We start from the raw sequence: 16,309 nt of genomic DNA on the forward strand, positions 1-16,309 counted from the left end.
GCCGGGGCTTTCTCCCCTCGCCCAGCCAGCCACCCGCGACACCGAGACCCGCCATGCTGATCGACTTCTTCTTCTCGCTGCGGCACGCCAAGCTGCCGGTATCCGTCAAGGAATACCTGACCATGCTGGAGGCGCTGAAGGCCCAGGTGATCGCGCCGTCGATCGACGAGTTCTACTACCTGTCGCGCATGACGCTGGTCAAGGACGAGAAGCACTTCGACAAGTTCGACCAGACCTTCGCGGCCTACTTCAAGGGCGTCGAGAACCTGGTCGACTGGAAGTCCGACATTCCGCTCGACTGGCTGCAGAAGACGCTGGAGCGCGAGCTGTCGGCCGAGGAGAAGGCGAAGATCGAGGCGATGGGCGGGCTCGACAAGCTGATGGAGCGGCTCAAGCAGCTGCTGGAAGAGCAGAAGGAAAAGCACGAGGGCGGCAACAAGTGGATTGGCACCGGCGGCACCTCGCCGTTCGGCCACGGCGGCTACAACCCCGAGGGCATCCGTATCGGCGGCCCGTCCAAGGGTAACCGCACCGCGATCAAGGTCTGGGAGACGCGCGCCTATCGGGACTACGACGATCAGGTCGAACTGGGCACGCGCAACATCAAGGTCGCGCTGCGGCGGCTGCGCCGGTTCGCGCGCGAAGGCGCCGACACCGAACTCGATCTGGACGACACCATCCATTCGACCGCGGCCAACGCGGGCCTGCTCGACATCAAGCTGCGCCCGGAGCGGCATAACAAGGTCAAGGTGCTGATGCTGATGGATGTCGGCGGCTCGATGGACGACCACATCAAGCGCGTCGAGGAGCTGTTCTCGGCGGCCAAGACCGAGTTCAAGCATCTGGAGTACTACTACTTCCACAACTGCGTCTACGACTACGTGTGGAAGAACAACCGCCGCCGCCACGCGGAAAAGATCGCCACCTGGGACCTGATCCACAAGTACACGCCGGACTACAAGGTGATCTTCGTCGGCGATGCGACCATGAGCCCGTACGAGATCCTGCAGCCGGGCGGGTCGGTCGAATACAACAATCCCGAGGCGGGCGCGGTCTGGCTGAACCGGCTGATCGACCAGTTCCCGCGCTTCGTCTGGCTCAATCCCGAGCCGGAGGGGCTGTGGCAATACCGCCAGTCGATCTCGGTGATCAACCAGATCATGAAGGCGCGGATGTATCCGGTCACCATCGCCGGGCTCGAGCAGGCGATGAAGGTGCTGTCGAAATAGACCGTTCCGCCGTACCTGCTGTCGTCCCCGCGAAGGCGGGGACCCAGCGACTTGAAATCGGCGACATCGGCATGGCAAAGGCACTGGGTCCCCCCCCTGCGCGGGGACGACGACAGGCGACACCTCACACCACCACGTCGACCCCTTCCATCAGCCACTGCCGGAATGTCTGCAGCGCCGGCAGATGCTGCTTCTGCTCCGGATAGCACAGGTAATAGCCCTTCTTGCTGAGCACCCGCGCCGGATGCGCGACCACCAGCGCGCCGCTGGCCAGTTCCTGCTCGATCAGGCAGCGCGGGATCAGCGCGATGCCCAGGCCCGACAGCGCGGCCTGCGTCAGCAGCGAGAACTGGTCGAAGCGCGGACCGCTCCAGGCCTCGCGCGTCGTCACGCCGAGCTCGCCCAGCCAGTCGGACCATGCCTCGGGCACCGTCGTATGGTGCAGCAGCGGATAGTTCAGCAGCGCCTGCGGCGACGCGGCCACGCCGTTGGGCTCGTTGGCAAGCAAACCCGGCCGGCATACCGGCAGCACCTCGCGGCCGGTCATGTAGTCCGCCAGGCTGCCCGGCCAGACGCCGTCGCCGAAGCGGATCGCCGCGTCGAGGTCCGGCTGCGAGAAGTCATAGCCCTGCGCGTGCGGCACGAATTCGAGCGTGACCTCGGGATGCCGCTCGAAAAACTGCGGCAGCCGCGGAATCAGCCACTTGGCGCCGAGCGTCGGCATGCTGGCGATGTGCAGCGTGCCGCCGCGGCCCTGACTGGCCACCAGCTCGACGGTGGCGGCCTCGATCTCCTGCAGGCTGGGCCGGATCCGCTCCAGATAGCGCCGGCCGGCATCGGTCAGCAGCAGCCGCTGACGGACGCGTTCGAACAGGTCCACGCCGAGCGACGACTCGAGCTGGCGGACCTGCTTGCTGACCGCGCCCTGCGTGACATGGAGCTCGCGGGCGGCCAGCGTAAAACTGAGATGACGGGCGGCGGCCTCGAAGGCCTGCAGCCCGGTCAACGACGGGCATAGGCGCCGCATGCGACTTCCTCGATCTCCCAGACTTCACGACCAAATGGAATGACCGTGCGATTTTAATTCGTTTGCACGGTTCTTGCAGATTTGCGCAGAATCGCAAGCAAAGCTCAACGAGGCTTTCTAGCACAGCAAAGACGGGCCCGCGCTGCCGGCGCCCTTTCTCCCCCATCCCGTGTTGGACTCCCATTTCAGGATCATTCATGCAACGCCGTAACATGCTCCGCCTCATCGCTGCCGGCTCGGCCGCCCTGGCCGCCGGCCTGTCGTTCCAGGCTGCCGCGCAGGGTTCGTACCCGACCAAGCCGATCACGCTGGTCGTGCCCTTCCCGGCCGGCGGCACCACCGACATCGTCGCCCGCATCGTCGCCGACAAGCTGGGCCAGCAACTGGGCCAAGCCGTGGTGGTCGACAACCGCGGCGGCGCCGGCGGCAGCATCGGCACCAGCTACCTGGCCAAGGCGACGCCGGACGGCTACACGATCGGCATCGCCACCGCCTCGACCCACGGCATCAACCCGGCGATCTACCCGCGCCTGCAGTACGACGCGACCAAGGACTTCACCACCATCACCAACCTGGCCTCGGTGCCGAACGTGATGAGCGTCCACCCGTCGGTCAAGGCCAACGACATGAAGGCCTTCATCGCGCTGGCGCAGTCGCAGCCGAACAAGCTGGCCTACGGCTCGGCCGGCAACGGCAGCGTGTCGCACATGATGGGCGAGCTGTTCAAGCTGAGCAGCAAGACCGAGCTGCTGCATGTGCCGTACAAGGGCGTGGGCCCTGCGCTGAACGACACGCTGGCCAACCAGGTGCAGATCCTGTTCGACAACCTGCCGTCGTCGCTGCCGTTCATCCAGGGCGGCAAGCTGCGCGCGCTGGCCGTGGCCGCGCCCAAGCGCGTCGCCGCGCTGCCGAACGTGCCGACCTTCGCCGAGCTGGGCCTGGCCGAAGTCAACGATTCGTCGTGGTTCGGCCTGATCGCGCCGGCCAAGCTGCCGGCCGACATCCAGACCAGACTGCACGACGCCACCGTCAAGGTGCTGGCGATGCCCGAGGTCAAGGAGAAGTTCGAGAAGCTGGGCGCGACCCCGGTCGGCGACACGCCGGCGCAGTTCGCCACGCAGATCAAGAACGAAGTGGCCAAGAACAAGCGCATCGCCGCCGCCGCCAAGATCTCGATGGACTAAGCCGCAAGACCAAGCCGCAAGCATCATGACCGAAGCAGACCGAAAGAGCGCGGAGCGCCCTTACTTCCTGCAGTTGCCGGAAGGCGAGAGCAGCCCGCTCTTTCTCGATTCACCGCATAGCGCCACCAATTACCCGGCGGACTTCCGCTACGCCGCCGGGCTGCCGCTGAACCTGCTGCGCCAGGCCGAGGACACCTTCGTCGACGAGCTGTACGCCGACGCGCCGAAGCAGGGCATTGCGCTGCTGTGCGCGGGCTTTCCGCGCAGCTACCTCGATGCCAACCGCGGCATCGAGGAGATCGACCAGGCCCTGCTCGACGCCCCGTGGCCCGGCCCGATGCAGGAAACGCCCAAGACCCGGCTCGGCAAGGGCCTGGTCTGGCGCGTGCTCGACACCGGCGAGGCGATCTACGATCGCCCGCTGAGCGTGGCCGAGGTGCAGGCGCGCATCGAGCGCTACTACCTGCCCTACTACGCGCAGCTGCAGAAGCTGGCCGACCGGGCGATCGCCGAGCACGGCAGCGCGTGGCACATCAACTGCCATTCGATGCCCAGCGAAGCGGCGCAGTACGCGACCGAGCATCCTGGCCTGCAGCATCCGGACTTCGTCGTCGGCGACCGCGACGGCACCACCTGCGACAAGCGTTTCACCGACCTGGTCGAAGGCGTGCTGAAGGACATGGGCTACGACGTCTGGCGCAACCACCCGTACAAGGGCGTGGAGATCGTCCGCGTGGTCGGCCAGCCGCAGGCAGGCCGTCACAGCCTGCAGCTCGAGATCAATCGCAAGCTGTATATGGACGAGGTGGCGCTGACCCGCAATGCGGGCTTCGACAAGCTCAAGCGCGATCTGAACGCGCTGCTCGCCGAGCTCGACCGCTTCGCGCGCTCGGCCGGCACGATGCGCTGAACGTCAGGCACCGGGCCGGTATCGGTCCGGCCCGATCCGGTGGCTCCCCAGGGCCCCGGATCGGGCCCTGCCGCAGGTCGGGACTGACCCTAGGTTGGCGGCGCCGAGGAACTTTGTGCAAAGGGTTTCCTCTATCATGGCAGTCTTTTGCCAACCACTTCGCCCCCGAAGCAAGCAGATCCCGTGATCCGACGAATTTCCATGCGGCTGCGCGCGCTTGCCGCCGCAACCGCCGCCCTGATGCTGGCCGCCTGCGCCACCGCCCCCGACGAGCCGGGCACCACCGCGGGCCAGCAGGCCCAGGCCCCTGCCGCGGGCCCCGCACCGCAGGCCGCCGCGCCCGCACCGCGCGGCGCGACCTCGTACTCCGACAAGCAGGCGGTACCACCGCCGGACAACGACAACTCCCCGACCAAGACCGTGACGCTGCCGCCCACCGGCCGCGTCAGCCTGGCCGAATACCGTGCGCAGATGCGCCAGCAGCTGATGCGCAGCGAGAACGCCAGCGCCGACGTGGCCGACTGCGCCGCGCACGCGAGCTGGGTGGTGCCGCGCTCGGCGACCTACGACGCGCTGCGCATTCCGACCGGCGCGCTGGCCTCGGGCCAGGCCTCGGTCGAAAGCTGGGAAGGCCGCTTCTCGCGCGGCAAGCAGGCCGTGCCGGTCACCTCGGTGGTGACCTTCTCCGCCGCCGCGCATCGCCGCCACGGGCAATCGGGCCAATCGCGCTGGGACCCGGTCAAGGTCCGCTGCGGCTATGACGACGGCATGATGCTGGCCTACGAACTGCTGGACGACGACGGCGACATCATCGTCGAACCGGCCGCCAGGCCGGCCGTCAGCGTGGCACCGCGCAATGCCACGGCCAACAAGGGCCGCAAGGCCAAGGCAACCAGGTCCAGCCGTTCGGGCAAGGCCACGTCGGTCAGGTCGTCGGCCAGCACCAAGAAGGCCGCGGCGAAGTCGACCTCTTCCAGCAAGTCGACGAAAAAGACCAGCAAGCCGTCGCGCTGACCCTGCCGCGCCGCATCGCGGCGGCATCACCGCCGCCTTGCGCGGCGGCGTCGCTCAGTCCAGCTGCGCCAGGATCGCCTGCAGCATCGCCGCGCCCAGCAGCGCGCTGCGGGCGCCGTTCCAGCCGACCTCGGGCTGCGGCAGGTCGGCATTGTCCTTGAACGGCATCTCCAGCGTCAGCGACAGGCAGCCGAACGCGTGGCCGATGTACTTCGAGGCCAGCTTCAGCGCATCGGCGTTGTACTTGCTCGCGGCATAGCCATGCACGTCCTGGAAGTCCGGCGTGGCGCGCTTGAACGCCTCGACGAAACGCGCCTGCGCGACGCGCTGTGACTCGGTGAAGCTCGGCAGCATCTCGCTGCCGGCGATGAAGTTGTAGGGCAGCCCCTCGTCGCCGTGGATGTCGAAGAACAGGTCGCAGCCGGTCGATTCGATCGCGCGGCGCACGTGATAGACCTCGGGGCTGGATTCGAGGCTCGGCGCCATCCATTCGCGATTCAGGTTGGCGCCGGCCGCGTTGGTGCGCAGATTGCCGAGCGCCGAGCCATCCGGGTTCATGTTCGGCACGATATGGAACACGGCCTTCTGCAGCAGCCGCTCGGCGACGCCGTCGCCCGCCCAGATGCCGGTGCCGGTCAGCCGCTGCAGCACGCCCTCGACGAACCATTCGGCCATGGTTTCGCCCGGATGCTGGCGCGCGATCATCCAGATCGTCTTGCGGCCGTCATTGCCACCGTCACTGGCACCCTCGGGCGGCGCGCCGATCGTCACCACGGTCATGTCGCGGCCCTGCACCGTGCTGCCCAGATGCGTCAGCCGCGCGCGCGGCGAACGCTGGCAGGTGCCCAGCAGCGCCAGATGGCGCTCCTCGGCATACGGCTCGAAATAGGCCAGCCAGACGCTGTCGTGGGCCGGCGTGAATTCCACCGTCATCACCTGGCCGTCGAAGCGCGTCGGCACGCGGAACCAGTGCACGCGGTCATACGAGGCCACCGCGCGGTAGTCGCGCCAGCCGTCCGGATAGGTGCAATCGCCGGCATTCAGGAACTGCAGCCGGCAGGCCTGGCCGGCCGCGCCATGCAGCCCGAAATGGAACCACTGGCGGAAGTCGGCATGCGAATCGGCGCGGATGCGCAGCCGGATATCGTCGGCGCGATCCAGCGCCTCGACTTCGATCGCGCCGGAATCGAACCGGCTGGAGATATGCAGCGCTGCGGTCTTCATGTCTGAGCCTCGCAAGACGAATTCGTTTTTTGGCCGGCACCGTGCGTAGCCCATCGGACCATCGGACCATCGCCCCGACGCACCGGGCGCACGCGTCGTCAGTCTTCCAGCCGGCGGCGGAACACCCAGCGCGTCGCGTCGGACGCCTTCGCGTCGTAGGCGTAGCCGTCCTCCGCGAATTTCTTCAGGCCGGCCGCATCGGTGATGCGCCGGGTCACCGCGAAGCGCGCCATCGTGCCGCGCGCGCGCTTGGCGTGGAACGAGATGATCTTGTAGCGGCCGCCCTTCCAGTCCTCGAACACCGGCGTGATCACGCGCGCGTCCAGCACCTTGGGCCGGACGACCTTGAAGTATTCCTCGGAAGCGAGATTGACCAGCGTCGGCGCGCCCTCGCCCTTCAGCGCGGCAAGATCCTTGTTCAGCAGCTGCGTTACGTCGTCGCCCCAGAACGCATACAGATCCTTGCCCGCGTCGTTGGCCAGCCGCGTGCCCATCTCGAGGCGATACGGCTGCATCCAGTCCAGCGGCCGCAGCACGCCGTACAGGCCCGACAGGATGCGCAGATGGCGTTGCGCGAAGGCGAGGTCGTCGTCCGACAGGCTCGGCGCGTCGAGTCCCTCGTACACATCGCCATTGAAGGCCAGCGCCGCGGGCTTGCTGTTGCGCGCGGTGAATTTGGGCGACCAGTCGGCATAGCGGGTCGCGTTCAGCACCGCCAGCTTGTCCGAGATGTCCATCAGCGTGCCGATTTCCTGCGGCGCCAGCGCGCGCAGACGTTCGATCAGCTGCGCCGAACGCGGGATCAGCCGCGGCAGGTGGCTGGCATTGAGCGGGGGCCGGACGCGCGGCGGCGTCTCGTAGTCCAGCGACTTGGCGGGCGACAGAACGATCAACATGGCAGAATGCGGCAGAAACAAAGTCCAGATTGTAACGAATGCTCAACCCTTCTACCGGGCCGGACACCGCTTCCGGCACCGAATCCTTTGCCGATGGCGCATCGCCGCCGCCCGCCGTTTCCGCCCCCCGCGTGGTACTGGACTCCAACGTCTGGATCGACCTGCTGGTCTTCCGCGATCGGCATGCCGAGCCGATCCGCAGCGCGCTGCAGGATGGCGCGATCGCGCCGCTGATCCGCGCCGATTGCCGCGAGGAATTGCGCCGCGTGCTGGCCTACCCGCAGTTCGCCCGCTTCGAGGTCGATATCGACGAGGCGCTGGCCACCGTGGACCGGCTGACCACCGCGGTCGCACCGCCCTGCCCGGCGCAGGCCGAGGCGATCCGGCTGCCGCGCTGCCGCGACGGCGACGATCAGAAATTCATCGAGCTGGCGCACTTCGCCGGCGCCGATTGCCTGGTGTCGAAGGACAAGGCGGTGCTCAAGCTCGCGGGCCGGCTGCGCCGCAGCAGCGGCGTCGCGGTGCTGACGCCGCAGGCCTTCGCGCCGTGGCTGGCCGCGCGGCCGCGCTAGAATCGCCCCCGGCTTTACACCTGCAACCGATTGACGATTGATCCTTGACGCCATGTCCGCCGACGCCCCGCTCAGCCCTCCCCCGTCCCGCCTGCCCAACGTGGGCACCACCATCTTCACCGTGATGTCGGCGCTCGCCGCCGAGAAGAATGCGGTCAATCTGGGCCAGGGCTTTCCGGACTTCGACTGCGACCCGAAGATCGTCGACGCGGTCACGCGCGCGATGCAGGCGGGCCTGAACCAGTACCCGCCGATGGCGGGCGTGCCGAAGCTGCGCCAGGCCATCGCGGACAAGATCGGCAAGCTCTATGGCCGCGCCTACGACGCCGACAGCGAAATCACGGTGACCGCCGGCGCGACACAGGCGCTGCTGACCGCGATCCTGTGCGCGGTCCATCCGGGCGACGAAGTGATCGTGCTGGAGCCGTGCTACGACAGCTATCTGCCGGCGATCGAACTGGCCGGCGGCAAGCCGGTGCCGGTCACGCTCGACGCGCCGCACTTCCGCATTCCGTTCGACCGCCTCGCGGCCGCGATCACGCCGCGCACGCGCATGATCCTGATCAACACGCCGCACAACCCGACCGGCACGATCTGGCGCGAGGAAGACATGCGCCAGCTGGCGGAGCTGCTGGCAGGCACCGATATCCTGCTGCTGTCGGACGAGGTCTACGAGCACATGGTCTACGACGGCCAGTCGCATCAATCGGTGGCGCGGCATCCGGAACTGGCGCGGCGCAGCTTCGTCGTGTCGAGCTTCGGCAAGACCTACCATGTGACCGGCTGGAAGGTCGGCTATGTCGCCGCGCCAGCCGCGTTGATGGCCGAATTCCGCAAGGTCCACCAGTTCAATGTGTTCACCGTCAATACGCCGGTGCAGCACGGCCTGGCCGACTACATGGCGGACCCCGCGCCCTATCTCGAATTGCCCGCCTTCTACCAGGCCAAGCGCGATTACTTCCGCGCGGGGCTGGCCGATACGCGCTTCAAGCTGCTGCCGTCGGACGGCACGTATTTCCAGTGCGTCGACTATTCGGCGATCTCGGAGATGAGCGAGGCGGACTTCGCGATGTGGCTGACACGCGAGATCGGCGTCGCGGCGATTCCGGTGTCGGCGTTCTATTCGCAGCCACGCGAATCGGGCGTGGTGCGATTCTGTTTCGCCAAGCGGGAAGAGACGCTGGCGCTTGCGCTGGAGAGGTTGCGCAAGCTGTGAGATAGCGCGCGCGGGCGGCGCGAGGCGGCCGCCCGTTACCCTCTCCCCCGCCCCTCTCCCGCAAGCGGGAGAGCGGAGAAAACCGGTACGGTGACGACGAGCAGCGCAAGCACTCGCCGGCCGGAGGTGTTCCCCTTCTCCCCGTCAGGGGGAGAGGGTTGGGCAGAGGGGGTGGTTTCGAAGCGCCCTGCCGCCTTACTTGTTCCGGCTCAGCATCAACTCGGTATTGGCCTTGCGGTCCGCATTGACCTTCTGCACCGTCGGCCGCTCGCTCATCCGCTTCAGATAGTCCTTGACCGGCAGGTCGGCCAGCATGTCCGTGCCGTAAATGATCTTGGTGCACGCCGACACCAGCGGCAGATGGACCACCGCGGCGCAGTCCGCCAGCGTGAAGCTGTCGCCGGCCACATACGGTGAGAACTTCGCCAGTTTGGCGAAGGCGGGAATGTAGCGGGTCAGCAGCTTCTGCTGGCGCTCCTTGACCCCGTCGCTGACCTTGCCGCCGAAAAACGCCTCGGGATAGAGTTCCCGCACGGTCAGTTCCAGATACAGTTCCATGTAGGTGACCAGCTCGCGCACCTTGCCGGCGGCCAGCGGATCGGCCGGCAGCAGCGGGGTCTGCGGATACGCGGCCTCCAGGTATTCGGCGATCACCTCCGATTCGCACAGCGTGCCGCCATCGGCGACGATGTACGGCACCTTGCCCAGCGGCGAGGCGTTCAGGTCCGTCTCGCCGATCCAGGCCAGCACCTCCTCGAACGGCACATTCTTTTCCAGCAGCGCCAGCTTGACCTTGTTGTAGTAGTTGCTGGCGGCAAAGCCGCAGAGCTTCAGCATCGGTATGTCTCCTTTGTTGTGCTGCGTTCTCCCGGACGGGATCGGTGGCCGTGCCCCGGCTTGTCTGGCCGATCAGCGCACGCGCCTGCGCGGCAGTGCTCACGCAACGAGTGCAAAAACCGCACGAGCGTGCTAATTTAACCACAACTTTTTGGAAGCACGATGAGCACTTTGACTATCGACACCCTCGGCATCGTAGGCACCGGCGCAATGGGCCGGGGTATTGCCCAGATCGCGGCGCAGGCCGGCCTGACCGTCCGCCTGTTCGACACCAATCCCCAGGCCGTGGCGGCCGCCCGGCAGTATCTGCAGGACACGCTGGCCAAGCTGGCCGACAAGGGCAAGATCAGCAGCGACGATGCCGCCGCCACGCTGGCGCGCGTGCAGCCGTGTGGTGCGCTCGAGGAGATGGCCGATTGCGACATGGTGCTCGAGGCCATCGTCGAGCGGCTCGACGTGAAGCGCGATCTGGTTGCCAAGCTCGAAGCGATCGTCCGTGAGAACGCGGTGATCGCGTCGAACACGTCGTCGCTGTCGATCACCGCGATCGCGGTCGGCGCCAGGCATCCGGGCCGCGTCGTCGGCTATCACTTCTTCAACCCGGTGCCGCTGATGAAGGTGGTCGAGGTGATCGACGGCCTGTCGGGCGATCCGGCGGTCGGCGATGCGCTGATGGCGCTGTCGCGCCGCATGGGCCATACGCCGGTGCGCTGCAAGGACATGCCGGGCTTCATCGTCAACCATGCCGGCCGCGGCATGAACATCGAGGGGCTGAAGGCCGCGCAGGAAGGCGTGGCCGAGTTCGCCGACATCGACGCGATCATGCGCGAGCAGGCGGGCTTCCGCATGGGCCCGTTCGAACTGATGGACCTGACCGGTCTCGACGTGTCGCACCCGGTGATGGAGTCGATCTACAACCAGTTCTACCAGGAGCCGCGCTACCGCCCGTCGCCGATCACGGCGATCCGCCAGGTCGGCGGGCTGCTGGGCCGCAAGACCGGCGCGGGCTTCTACCGCTACGCCGATGGCCAGAAGCAGGTCCCCGCCACCGCACCGGTGCCGAGCGCCCGGCCGGTCAGCGTCTGGGTCAGCCGCGACAGCGAGCGCGGCCATGCGATGGTGGTCAAGCTGCTGACCGCGATGGGCGTCACGCCCGAGGGCGGCAACGCCCCGTCGGCCGATGCGCTGATCGTGGTCACGCCGCTGGGTCTGGACGCCACCACCTGCGCGTTGCAGCAGGGGCTGGACGCGAGCCGCGTGGTCGCCATCGACACGCTGCTGCCGTTCGAGGCCACCAAGCGCCGCACGCTGATGACGACGCCCGCCACCAGCACGGCGATGCGCGACGCCGCGCACGGCCTGTTCGCCAGCGACGGCGTGCCGGTCACGGTGATCCGCGACTCGGCCGGCTTCATCGCCCAGCGCATCGTCTCGTGCATCGTCAATATCGCCTCCGATATCGCGCAGCAGCGCATCGCGACGCCGTCGGACATCGACCTCGCCGTCAACCTGGGCCTCGGCTATCCGAAGGGCCCGCTGGCGCTGGGCGATGCGATCGGCCCGCAGCTGGTGCTCGAGGTGCTGCGCAATATGGAGCGGCTGACCGGCGACATGCGCTACCGTCCGAGCCCGTGGCTGTGGCGCCGTGCCAGTCTGGGCCTGTCGCTGCTGACCGAGGAAGCCTGACGCTTCCGGCCGCCCTCCCCGGACTTTCTTCCATCCACCACGCCACCGAGCCGAGCCGCCATGCCTGCCCAACTGCTGTCCGAACGCGTCGATGCGACGCTGGTGCTGACCATCTCGAATCCGGAAATGCGCAATGCGCTCGGCCCGGAGATTTACCACGCGACGAAAGAAGCCCTGCAGGCGGCCGAGCAGGACAGCAGCATCCGTTCGGTGGTGCTGACCGGCGCCGACGGCATGTTCTGCGCCGGCGGCAACCTGAACCGGCTGCTGGGCAACCGCGCGCAGCCGCCGCAGGTGCAGGCCGACAGCATCACGATGCTGCACGCCTGGATCGAAAGCCTGCACGCGTTTCCGAAGCCGATCATCGCGGCCGTCGAGGGCGCGGCCGCGGGCGCGGGCTTCTCGCTGGTGCTGGCCTGCGATTTCGTGGTGGCGGCCAGCAATGCCAAGTTCGTGATGGCCTACGTCAAGGTCGGCCTGACGCCGGACGGCGGTGGCTCCTACGAGCTGGCGCGCGCGCTGCCGCGCCAGCTGGCCTCCGAGCTGCTGATCGAGGGCAAGACCGTCGACGCGCAGCGGCTCGCGCAGTTCGGCCTGGTCAATCGCGTGACCGAGCCGGGCGAGGCGCTCGGCGAAGCGCTGCGCCTGGGCCAGTCGCTGGCGGCGCAGTCCTCGCACGCGATGGGCCGCATCAAGGGCCTGATCAACCAGGCCGGCACGCTGTCGCTGAACGCGCATCTGGCGCAGGAGCGCGAGAACTTCGTCGCCGCGCTGCATCACCCCGACGGCGGCGAAGGCATCAGCGCCTTCCTGGAGAAGCGCAAGCCGACCTATCGTTGAAGCCGCACCGATCCCGATAAAAAAGATACCGGAGACAGCATGAGCAGCAATCTTTCCCAGTTCGAGGGCACGCGCCCGGTCGCCGACCAGCAGCGCTTCGATACCGCCGCGCTCGAGGCCTGGCTGCGCGGCCATGTCGAGGATTTCGCCGGCCCGCTGACCGTCGAGCAGTTCAAGGGCGGCCAGTCCAATCCGACCTTCAAGCTGATCACCCCGGGCCGCACCTACGTGATGCGCGCCAAGCCGGGCCCGAAGTCGAAGCTGCTGCCGTCGGCGCACGCAATCGAGCGCGAGTACCGCGTGATGGCGGCGCTGGCGAATACCGACGTGCCGGTCGCGCGCATGTACGCGCTGTGCGAGGACGAGGCCGTGATCGGCCGCGCCTTCTACATCATGGAATACGTCAACGGCCGCGTGCTGTGGGACCAGTCGCTGCCGGGCATGAGCACCAGCGAACGCGCCGCGATCTACGACGAGATGAACCGCGTCATCGCCGCGATGCATACCGTCGACTACCAGGCCATCGGCCTGGGCGACTACGGCAAGCCCGGCAACTATTTCGCGCGCCAGATCGAGCGCTGGACCAAGCAGTACAAGCTGTCCGAGACCGAGAAGATCGACGCGATGGACGCGCTGATGGACTGGCTGCCGCACCATATCCCCGAGGAAGACCAGGACCTGACCAGCATCGTCCACGGCGACTACCGGCTCGACAACCTGATGTTCCACCCCACCGAGCCTCGCGTGCTCGCGGTGCTGGACTGGGAACTGTCGACGCTGGGCCATCCGATGGCCGACTTCGGCTACCACTGCATGAGCTGGCATATCGCGCCGGGCCAGTTCCGCGGCATCGCCGGGCTCGACTACGCCGCGCTCGGCATTCCGGACGAGGCGACCTACCGCCGCATGTACGAGCAGCGCACCGGGCGCCAGATCACCGGCGACTGGAACTTCTACCTGGCCTTCAGCATGTTCCGCATCGCCGGCATCCTGCAGGGGATCGCCAAGCGCGTGGTCGACGGCACCGCTTCGTCCGCGCAGGCGGTCGACGCCGGCAAACGGGCCCGGCCGATGGCCGAGATGGGCTGGCAGTACGCGCAGAAGGCGAAGCAGCGGATCGCCTGAGCCCGGCACCGGCGACCAAGGCTGGCCTGACAAGGGTCGGCGCGGCGACAAGCCGTGCCGGCCTTTTTTGTTGTGCGGAGCAAAGCTGGCGCGGGCGCCATATTGTCTGACGACATATAACAGACGGGGCTACTGGACCCCCGGGATTTCCCTGAACCCAGCAAAATTTCGCCGCTTTCCCGCTGGACGGCGTGCATTCCGGCTTTTATGATGGCGACCATTGTTGTATGACGACTGACAAATAACTCGTTCCGGAGACATCATGCAAACACGCCGCCGCTTCCTCAAGCTCGCCTCCACCGCCGCCCTCGCCGCTGCCTCTACCACGCTGGTGGCGCCTGCCCTGGCAGCCGATACCTGGCCGAACCGGCCGATCCGGCTGGTGGTGCCCTATCCCGCCGGCGGGTCGTCGGACATCATCGCCCGCCTGATCAGCAAGCAGCTGGGCGAGGCGCTGGGCCAGCCGGTGGTCGTCGACAACCGTCCGGGCGCCAACGGCAACGTCGGCGCCGCCTTCGTGGCGCAGTCCGGCGGCGACAACCACACGCTGCTGCTGTGCGACGTCGGCGCGCTGGCGATCAGCCCGTCCGTCTACACCAAGCTGACCTTCGACCCGGCCAAGGACCTGAAGGGCGTCAGCATGCTGGCCTACTCGCCGCACATGCTGGTGGTCAACCCGTCCGTGCAGGCCAATACGCTGAAGGATCTGGTCGAGATGTCCAAGCGCGGCGAGCTGAATTTCGCCGTCACGGCGATCGGCAGCGCCCCGCATCTGGCCGGCGTGGCCGTGCAGCAGGCCACCGGCGCCAAATGGCAATACGTGCCGTACAAGGGCGGCGCGCAGGCGATTGCCGATACGGTCGGCGGCACCGCGCAGGTGCTGATGAACGGCATGCTGGCCACGCTGCCGCATGTGCAGAGCGGCAAGCTGAAGGCGATCGCGGTGTCCAAGCGCACGCGCATGCCGCTGGTCGGCAACCTGCCGACGATCGCCGAACAGGGCGTGGCCAACTTCGAATCGGGCACGTGGCAGGGCGTGATGGCGCCGGCCAGGATGCCGGACGCCGCCGTGACGCGCCTGAACGCCGAGCTCGTGCGCATCATCCGCTCGCCCGAAGTGCGCGCGCAGCTGGCCGGCCAGGGCGCCGAGGTGGTGACAATGACGCCCGCCGAGACGAATCGGTTCTTCGCCACCGAGAAGACCCGCTGGGCCGCGGTGGTCAAGCAGGCCGGCATCAAGCTCGACTGACGGCTGTCACAGGCCTGCGGGCCCGTGGCGTCACGGGCAGCGTCGGGGCGTCAAGCGTATACTGGCCGTTGCTATAGGTTTTCGCCCGTTCGCTGTGTCCGCCCCCACTCCCCACGACGCCCACGACGATCCCCGCCCGCTGCCGCCCAACCGGCCCGACGACGACGCCTGCTGCGGCAGCGGCTGCAGCCCGTGCATCTTCGATTTCTACTACGAGGAAATGGAGCGCTACCGGCAGGAGCTGAAGGACTGGCTGGTGCGGCATCCCGAGCAGGCATCCTCGTCGTGACCGCCCAGATGCCGGGCGCAGCCGCCCCGATTGCCTCCTCGATTGCCTCCTCGATTGCCTCCTCGATCGCAACCGACGGTCCGCCGCATGGCGATGCCGAGGCGCTGATCGACTTCGTGCGCCGCCACCCGAGGCTGCTGGTGCTGACCGGCGCCGGCATCAGCACCGACTCGGGCATCCCCGGCTACCGCGACGCCGATGGCAACTGGCGTGCGAGCACGCCGATCCAGCACCGCGAGTTCCTCGAATCGCACGCGCGCCGGCAGCGCTATTGGGCGCGCAGCATGGTGGGCTGGCCGATCATGTCGCGCGCCTTGCCCAACGACGCGCATCGCGCGCTCGCCCGGCTGCAGCAGGCCGGGCATGTCGAGGCACTGGTCACGCAGAATGTCGACGGCCTGCATCAGGCCGCCGGCAGCACCGGCGTGATCGAGCTGCACGGCAGCCTCGCCTCGGTGGTCTGCCTGGCTTGCGGCGAACGGCATCCGCGCGCCGAAATCCAGCGCGAACTCGAAGCGGCGAACCCCGCCATCGCCGGCCTGTCCGCCGTGCCGTCGGCCGACGGCGACGCGCATCTCGAGCCCGACGATCTGCACGGCTTCACGGTGCCGCACTGCCGCCGCTGCGCCGGCGTCATCAAACCCGATGTGGTGTTCTTCGGCGACTCGGTGCCGCGCGATCGCGTGGCCGCGGTCCACGAGGCATTGCAGCGCGCCGATGCGCTGCTGGTCGTCGGCTCCTCGCTGATGGTCTTTTCCGGATACCGCTTCTGCGTCGCCGCCGCGCAGGCCGGCAAGCCGGTGGTTGCCATCAATCTCGGCCGCACCCGCGCCGACCCCCTTCTGACGATGAAGATCGCCGCGCCCTGCGGCGCCACGCTGACGCGCCTCGACGCCACGCTGCGCAACATCGCCGCCTGACTTCGCTGCCAATTCGATACGAATAAGTCGCAAATCGGAAACGGCCGTAAACCATCGACAGTTGAGATACCAATTCGGTAGCAGCATGTGA

At 67.5% G+C, this 16,309-nt stretch carries 16 protein-coding genes; 12 read left to right on the forward strand and 4 right to left on the reverse strand.

Features of this window, described 5'->3' with window-relative positions; translation table 11 throughout:
- Positions 1 to 53: 53 nt before the first annotated feature.
- The gene (locus LRR16_RS18765; protein ID WP_006578945.1) at positions 54 to 1,229 is read left to right on the forward strand and encodes a VWA domain-containing protein; all 1,176 of its coding nucleotides are present in this window, start codon (positions 54 to 56) and stop codon (positions 1,227 to 1,229) included.
- A 124-nt stretch (positions 1,230 to 1,353) separates the two neighbouring features.
- Here the strand turns inward: LRR16_RS18765 and gcvA are convergent, their stop codons facing one another.
- On the reverse strand, positions 1,354 to 2,256 hold the full coding sequence (gene gcvA, locus LRR16_RS18770; RefSeq protein WP_006578944.1) for a transcriptional regulator GcvA: 903 nt from the start codon (positions 2,254 to 2,256) through the stop codon (positions 1,354 to 1,356).
- 197 nt (positions 2,257 to 2,453) lie between these two features.
- Between gcvA and LRR16_RS18775 the strand changes: the two genes are divergently transcribed.
- From LRR16_RS18775 to LRR16_RS18785, 3 genes are all read left to right on the forward strand, one after another.
- Positions 2,454 to 3,440, forward strand: coding sequence for a tripartite tricarboxylate transporter substrate binding protein (locus LRR16_RS18775; protein ID WP_064573151.1), 987 nt, complete (start codon positions 2,454 to 2,456; stop codon positions 3,438 to 3,440).
- Positions 3,441 to 3,465: 25 nt separating this feature from the next.
- The gene (locus LRR16_RS18780) at positions 3,466 to 4,350 is read left to right on the forward strand and encodes an N-formylglutamate amidohydrolase (RefSeq protein WP_006578942.1); all 885 of its coding nucleotides are present in this window, start codon (positions 3,466 to 3,468) and stop codon (positions 4,348 to 4,350) included.
- A gap of 183 nt (positions 4,351 to 4,533) precedes the next feature.
- The gene (locus LRR16_RS18785; RefSeq protein ID WP_370646853.1) at positions 4,534 to 5,364 is read left to right on the forward strand and encodes a BspC domain-containing protein; all 831 of its coding nucleotides are present in this window, start codon (positions 4,534 to 4,536) and stop codon (positions 5,362 to 5,364) included.
- A gap of 54 nt (positions 5,365 to 5,418) precedes the next feature.
- On the opposite strand, the gene LRR16_RS18790 is transcribed toward LRR16_RS18785, so the two are convergent.
- Both LRR16_RS18790 and yaaA read right to left on the reverse strand, forming a co-directional pair.
- Positions 5,419 to 6,588 (reverse strand): M14-type cytosolic carboxypeptidase, encoded by a 1,170-nt coding sequence (locus LRR16_RS18790; protein WP_006577997.1) that lies wholly within the window; start codon positions 6,586 to 6,588, stop codon positions 5,419 to 5,421.
- A gap of 98 nt (positions 6,589 to 6,686) precedes the next feature.
- Positions 6,687 to 7,484: a peroxide stress protein YaaA gene (yaaA, locus tag LRR16_RS18795; protein ID WP_006577998.1), complete on the reverse strand. Its 798-nt coding sequence runs from the start codon at positions 7,482 to 7,484 to the stop codon at positions 6,687 to 6,689.
- A gap of 38 nt (positions 7,485 to 7,522) precedes the next feature.
- Here yaaA and LRR16_RS18800 point away from each other — a divergent pair, with 38 nt between their 5' ends.
- Together LRR16_RS18800 and LRR16_RS18805 are read left to right on the forward strand one after the other, a co-directional pair.
- Positions 7,523 to 8,056 carry a putative toxin-antitoxin system toxin component, PIN family gene (locus LRR16_RS18800; protein ID WP_232206796.1) on the forward strand — a complete coding sequence of 178 codons (534 nt, stop codon included), beginning with the start codon at positions 7,523 to 7,525 and terminating at the stop codon, positions 8,054 to 8,056.
- Positions 8,057 to 8,108: 52 nt separating this feature from the next.
- Positions 8,109 to 9,272 (forward strand): pyridoxal phosphate-dependent aminotransferase, encoded by a 1,164-nt coding sequence (locus LRR16_RS18805; protein ID WP_064573147.1) that lies wholly within the window; start codon positions 8,109 to 8,111, stop codon positions 9,270 to 9,272.
- Between the two features lie 195 nt (positions 9,273 to 9,467).
- Here the strand turns inward: LRR16_RS18805 and LRR16_RS18810 are convergent, their stop codons facing one another.
- The gene (locus LRR16_RS18810) at positions 9,468 to 10,109 is read right to left on the reverse strand and encodes a glutathione S-transferase (protein WP_006578001.1); all 642 of its coding nucleotides are present in this window, start codon (positions 10,107 to 10,109) and stop codon (positions 9,468 to 9,470) included.
- A 162-nt stretch (positions 10,110 to 10,271) separates the two neighbouring features.
- Here LRR16_RS18810 and LRR16_RS18815 point away from each other — a divergent pair, with 162 nt between their 5' ends.
- The 6 genes from LRR16_RS18815 (at position 10,272) to LRR16_RS18840 (ending at position 16,218) form a co-directional block, all read left to right on the forward strand.
- The gene (locus LRR16_RS18815; RefSeq protein WP_232206797.1) at positions 10,272 to 11,795 is read left to right on the forward strand and encodes a 3-hydroxyacyl-CoA dehydrogenase; all 1,524 of its coding nucleotides are present in this window, start codon (positions 10,272 to 10,274) and stop codon (positions 11,793 to 11,795) included.
- Positions 11,796 to 11,855: 60 nt separating this feature from the next.
- Positions 11,856 to 12,635 (forward strand): oxepin-CoA hydrolase, alternative type, encoded by a 780-nt coding sequence (locus LRR16_RS18820; protein ID WP_232206798.1) that lies wholly within the window; start codon positions 11,856 to 11,858, stop codon positions 12,633 to 12,635.
- Between the two features lie 39 nt (positions 12,636 to 12,674).
- The gene (locus tag LRR16_RS18825; RefSeq protein WP_064573144.1) at positions 12,675 to 13,760 is read left to right on the forward strand and encodes a phosphotransferase; all 1,086 of its coding nucleotides are present in this window, start codon (positions 12,675 to 12,677) and stop codon (positions 13,758 to 13,760) included.
- A gap of 262 nt (positions 13,761 to 14,022) precedes the next feature.
- Positions 14,023 to 15,009, forward strand: a complete 987-nt coding sequence (locus LRR16_RS18830; RefSeq protein ID WP_232206799.1) for a tripartite tricarboxylate transporter substrate binding protein — start codon at positions 14,023 to 14,025, stop codon at positions 15,007 to 15,009.
- Between the two features lie 94 nt (positions 15,010 to 15,103).
- Positions 15,104 to 15,298 carry an oxidoreductase-like domain-containing protein gene (locus tag LRR16_RS18835; RefSeq protein WP_006578005.1) on the forward strand — a complete coding sequence of 65 codons (195 nt, stop codon included), beginning with the start codon at positions 15,104 to 15,106 and terminating at the stop codon, positions 15,296 to 15,298.
- A complete protein-coding gene (locus LRR16_RS18840) occupies positions 15,295 to 16,218 on the forward strand; it encodes an NAD-dependent protein deacetylase (protein ID WP_006578006.1) in 924 nt (307 codons plus the stop codon). Before LRR16_RS18835 ends, LRR16_RS18840 begins: the two co-directional genes overlap by 4 nt.
- The last annotated feature ends 91 nt before the right edge of the window (positions 16,219 to 16,309 follow it).

It is taken from the genome of Cupriavidus sp. UGS-1 (genome assembly GCF_021213615.1).
Classification (GTDB): Bacteria; Pseudomonadota; Gammaproteobacteria; order Burkholderiales; family Burkholderiaceae; genus Cupriavidus.

Excerpts from the sequence above, each read along its gene's own strand:
- yaaA (WP_006577998.1), bottom strand. The coding sequence starts at position 7,484 with ATGTTGATCGTTCTGTCGCCCGCCAAGTCGCTGGACTACGAGACGCCG.
- LRR16_RS18820 (WP_232206798.1), top strand. The coding sequence starts at position 11,856 with ATGCCTGCCCAACTGCTGTCCGAACGCGTCGATGCGACGCTGGTGCTG.
- LRR16_RS18780 (WP_006578942.1), top strand. The coding sequence starts at position 3,466 with ATGACCGAAGCAGACCGAAAGAGCGCGGAGCGCCCTTACTTCCTGCAG.
- LRR16_RS18775 (WP_064573151.1), top strand. The coding sequence starts at position 2,454 with ATGCAACGCCGTAACATGCTCCGCCTCATCGCTGCCGGCTCGGCCGCC.
- gcvA (WP_006578944.1), bottom strand. The coding sequence starts at position 2,256 with ATGCGGCGCCTATGCCCGTCGTTGACCGGGCTGCAGGCCTTCGAGGCC.
- LRR16_RS18805 (WP_064573147.1), top strand. The coding sequence starts at position 8,109 with ATGTCCGCCGACGCCCCGCTCAGCCCTCCCCCGTCCCGCCTGCCCAAC.
- LRR16_RS18765 (WP_006578945.1), top strand. The coding sequence starts at position 54 with ATGCTGATCGACTTCTTCTTCTCGCTGCGGCACGCCAAGCTGCCGGTA.
- LRR16_RS18790 (WP_006577997.1), bottom strand. The coding sequence starts at position 6,588 with ATGAAGACCGCAGCGCTGCATATCTCCAGCCGGTTCGATTCCGGCGCG.
- LRR16_RS18825 (WP_064573144.1), top strand. The coding sequence starts at position 12,675 with ATGAGCAGCAATCTTTCCCAGTTCGAGGGCACGCGCCCGGTCGCCGAC.
- LRR16_RS18800 (WP_232206796.1), top strand. The coding sequence starts at position 7,523 with ATGCTCAACCCTTCTACCGGGCCGGACACCGCTTCCGGCACCGAATCC.
- LRR16_RS18830 (WP_232206799.1), top strand. The coding sequence starts at position 14,023 with ATGCAAACACGCCGCCGCTTCCTCAAGCTCGCCTCCACCGCCGCCCTC.
- LRR16_RS18810 (WP_006578001.1), bottom strand. The coding sequence starts at position 10,109 with ATGCTGAAGCTCTGCGGCTTTGCCGCCAGCAACTACTACAACAAGGTC.
- LRR16_RS18815 (WP_232206797.1), top strand. The coding sequence starts at position 10,272 with ATGAGCACTTTGACTATCGACACCCTCGGCATCGTAGGCACCGGCGCA.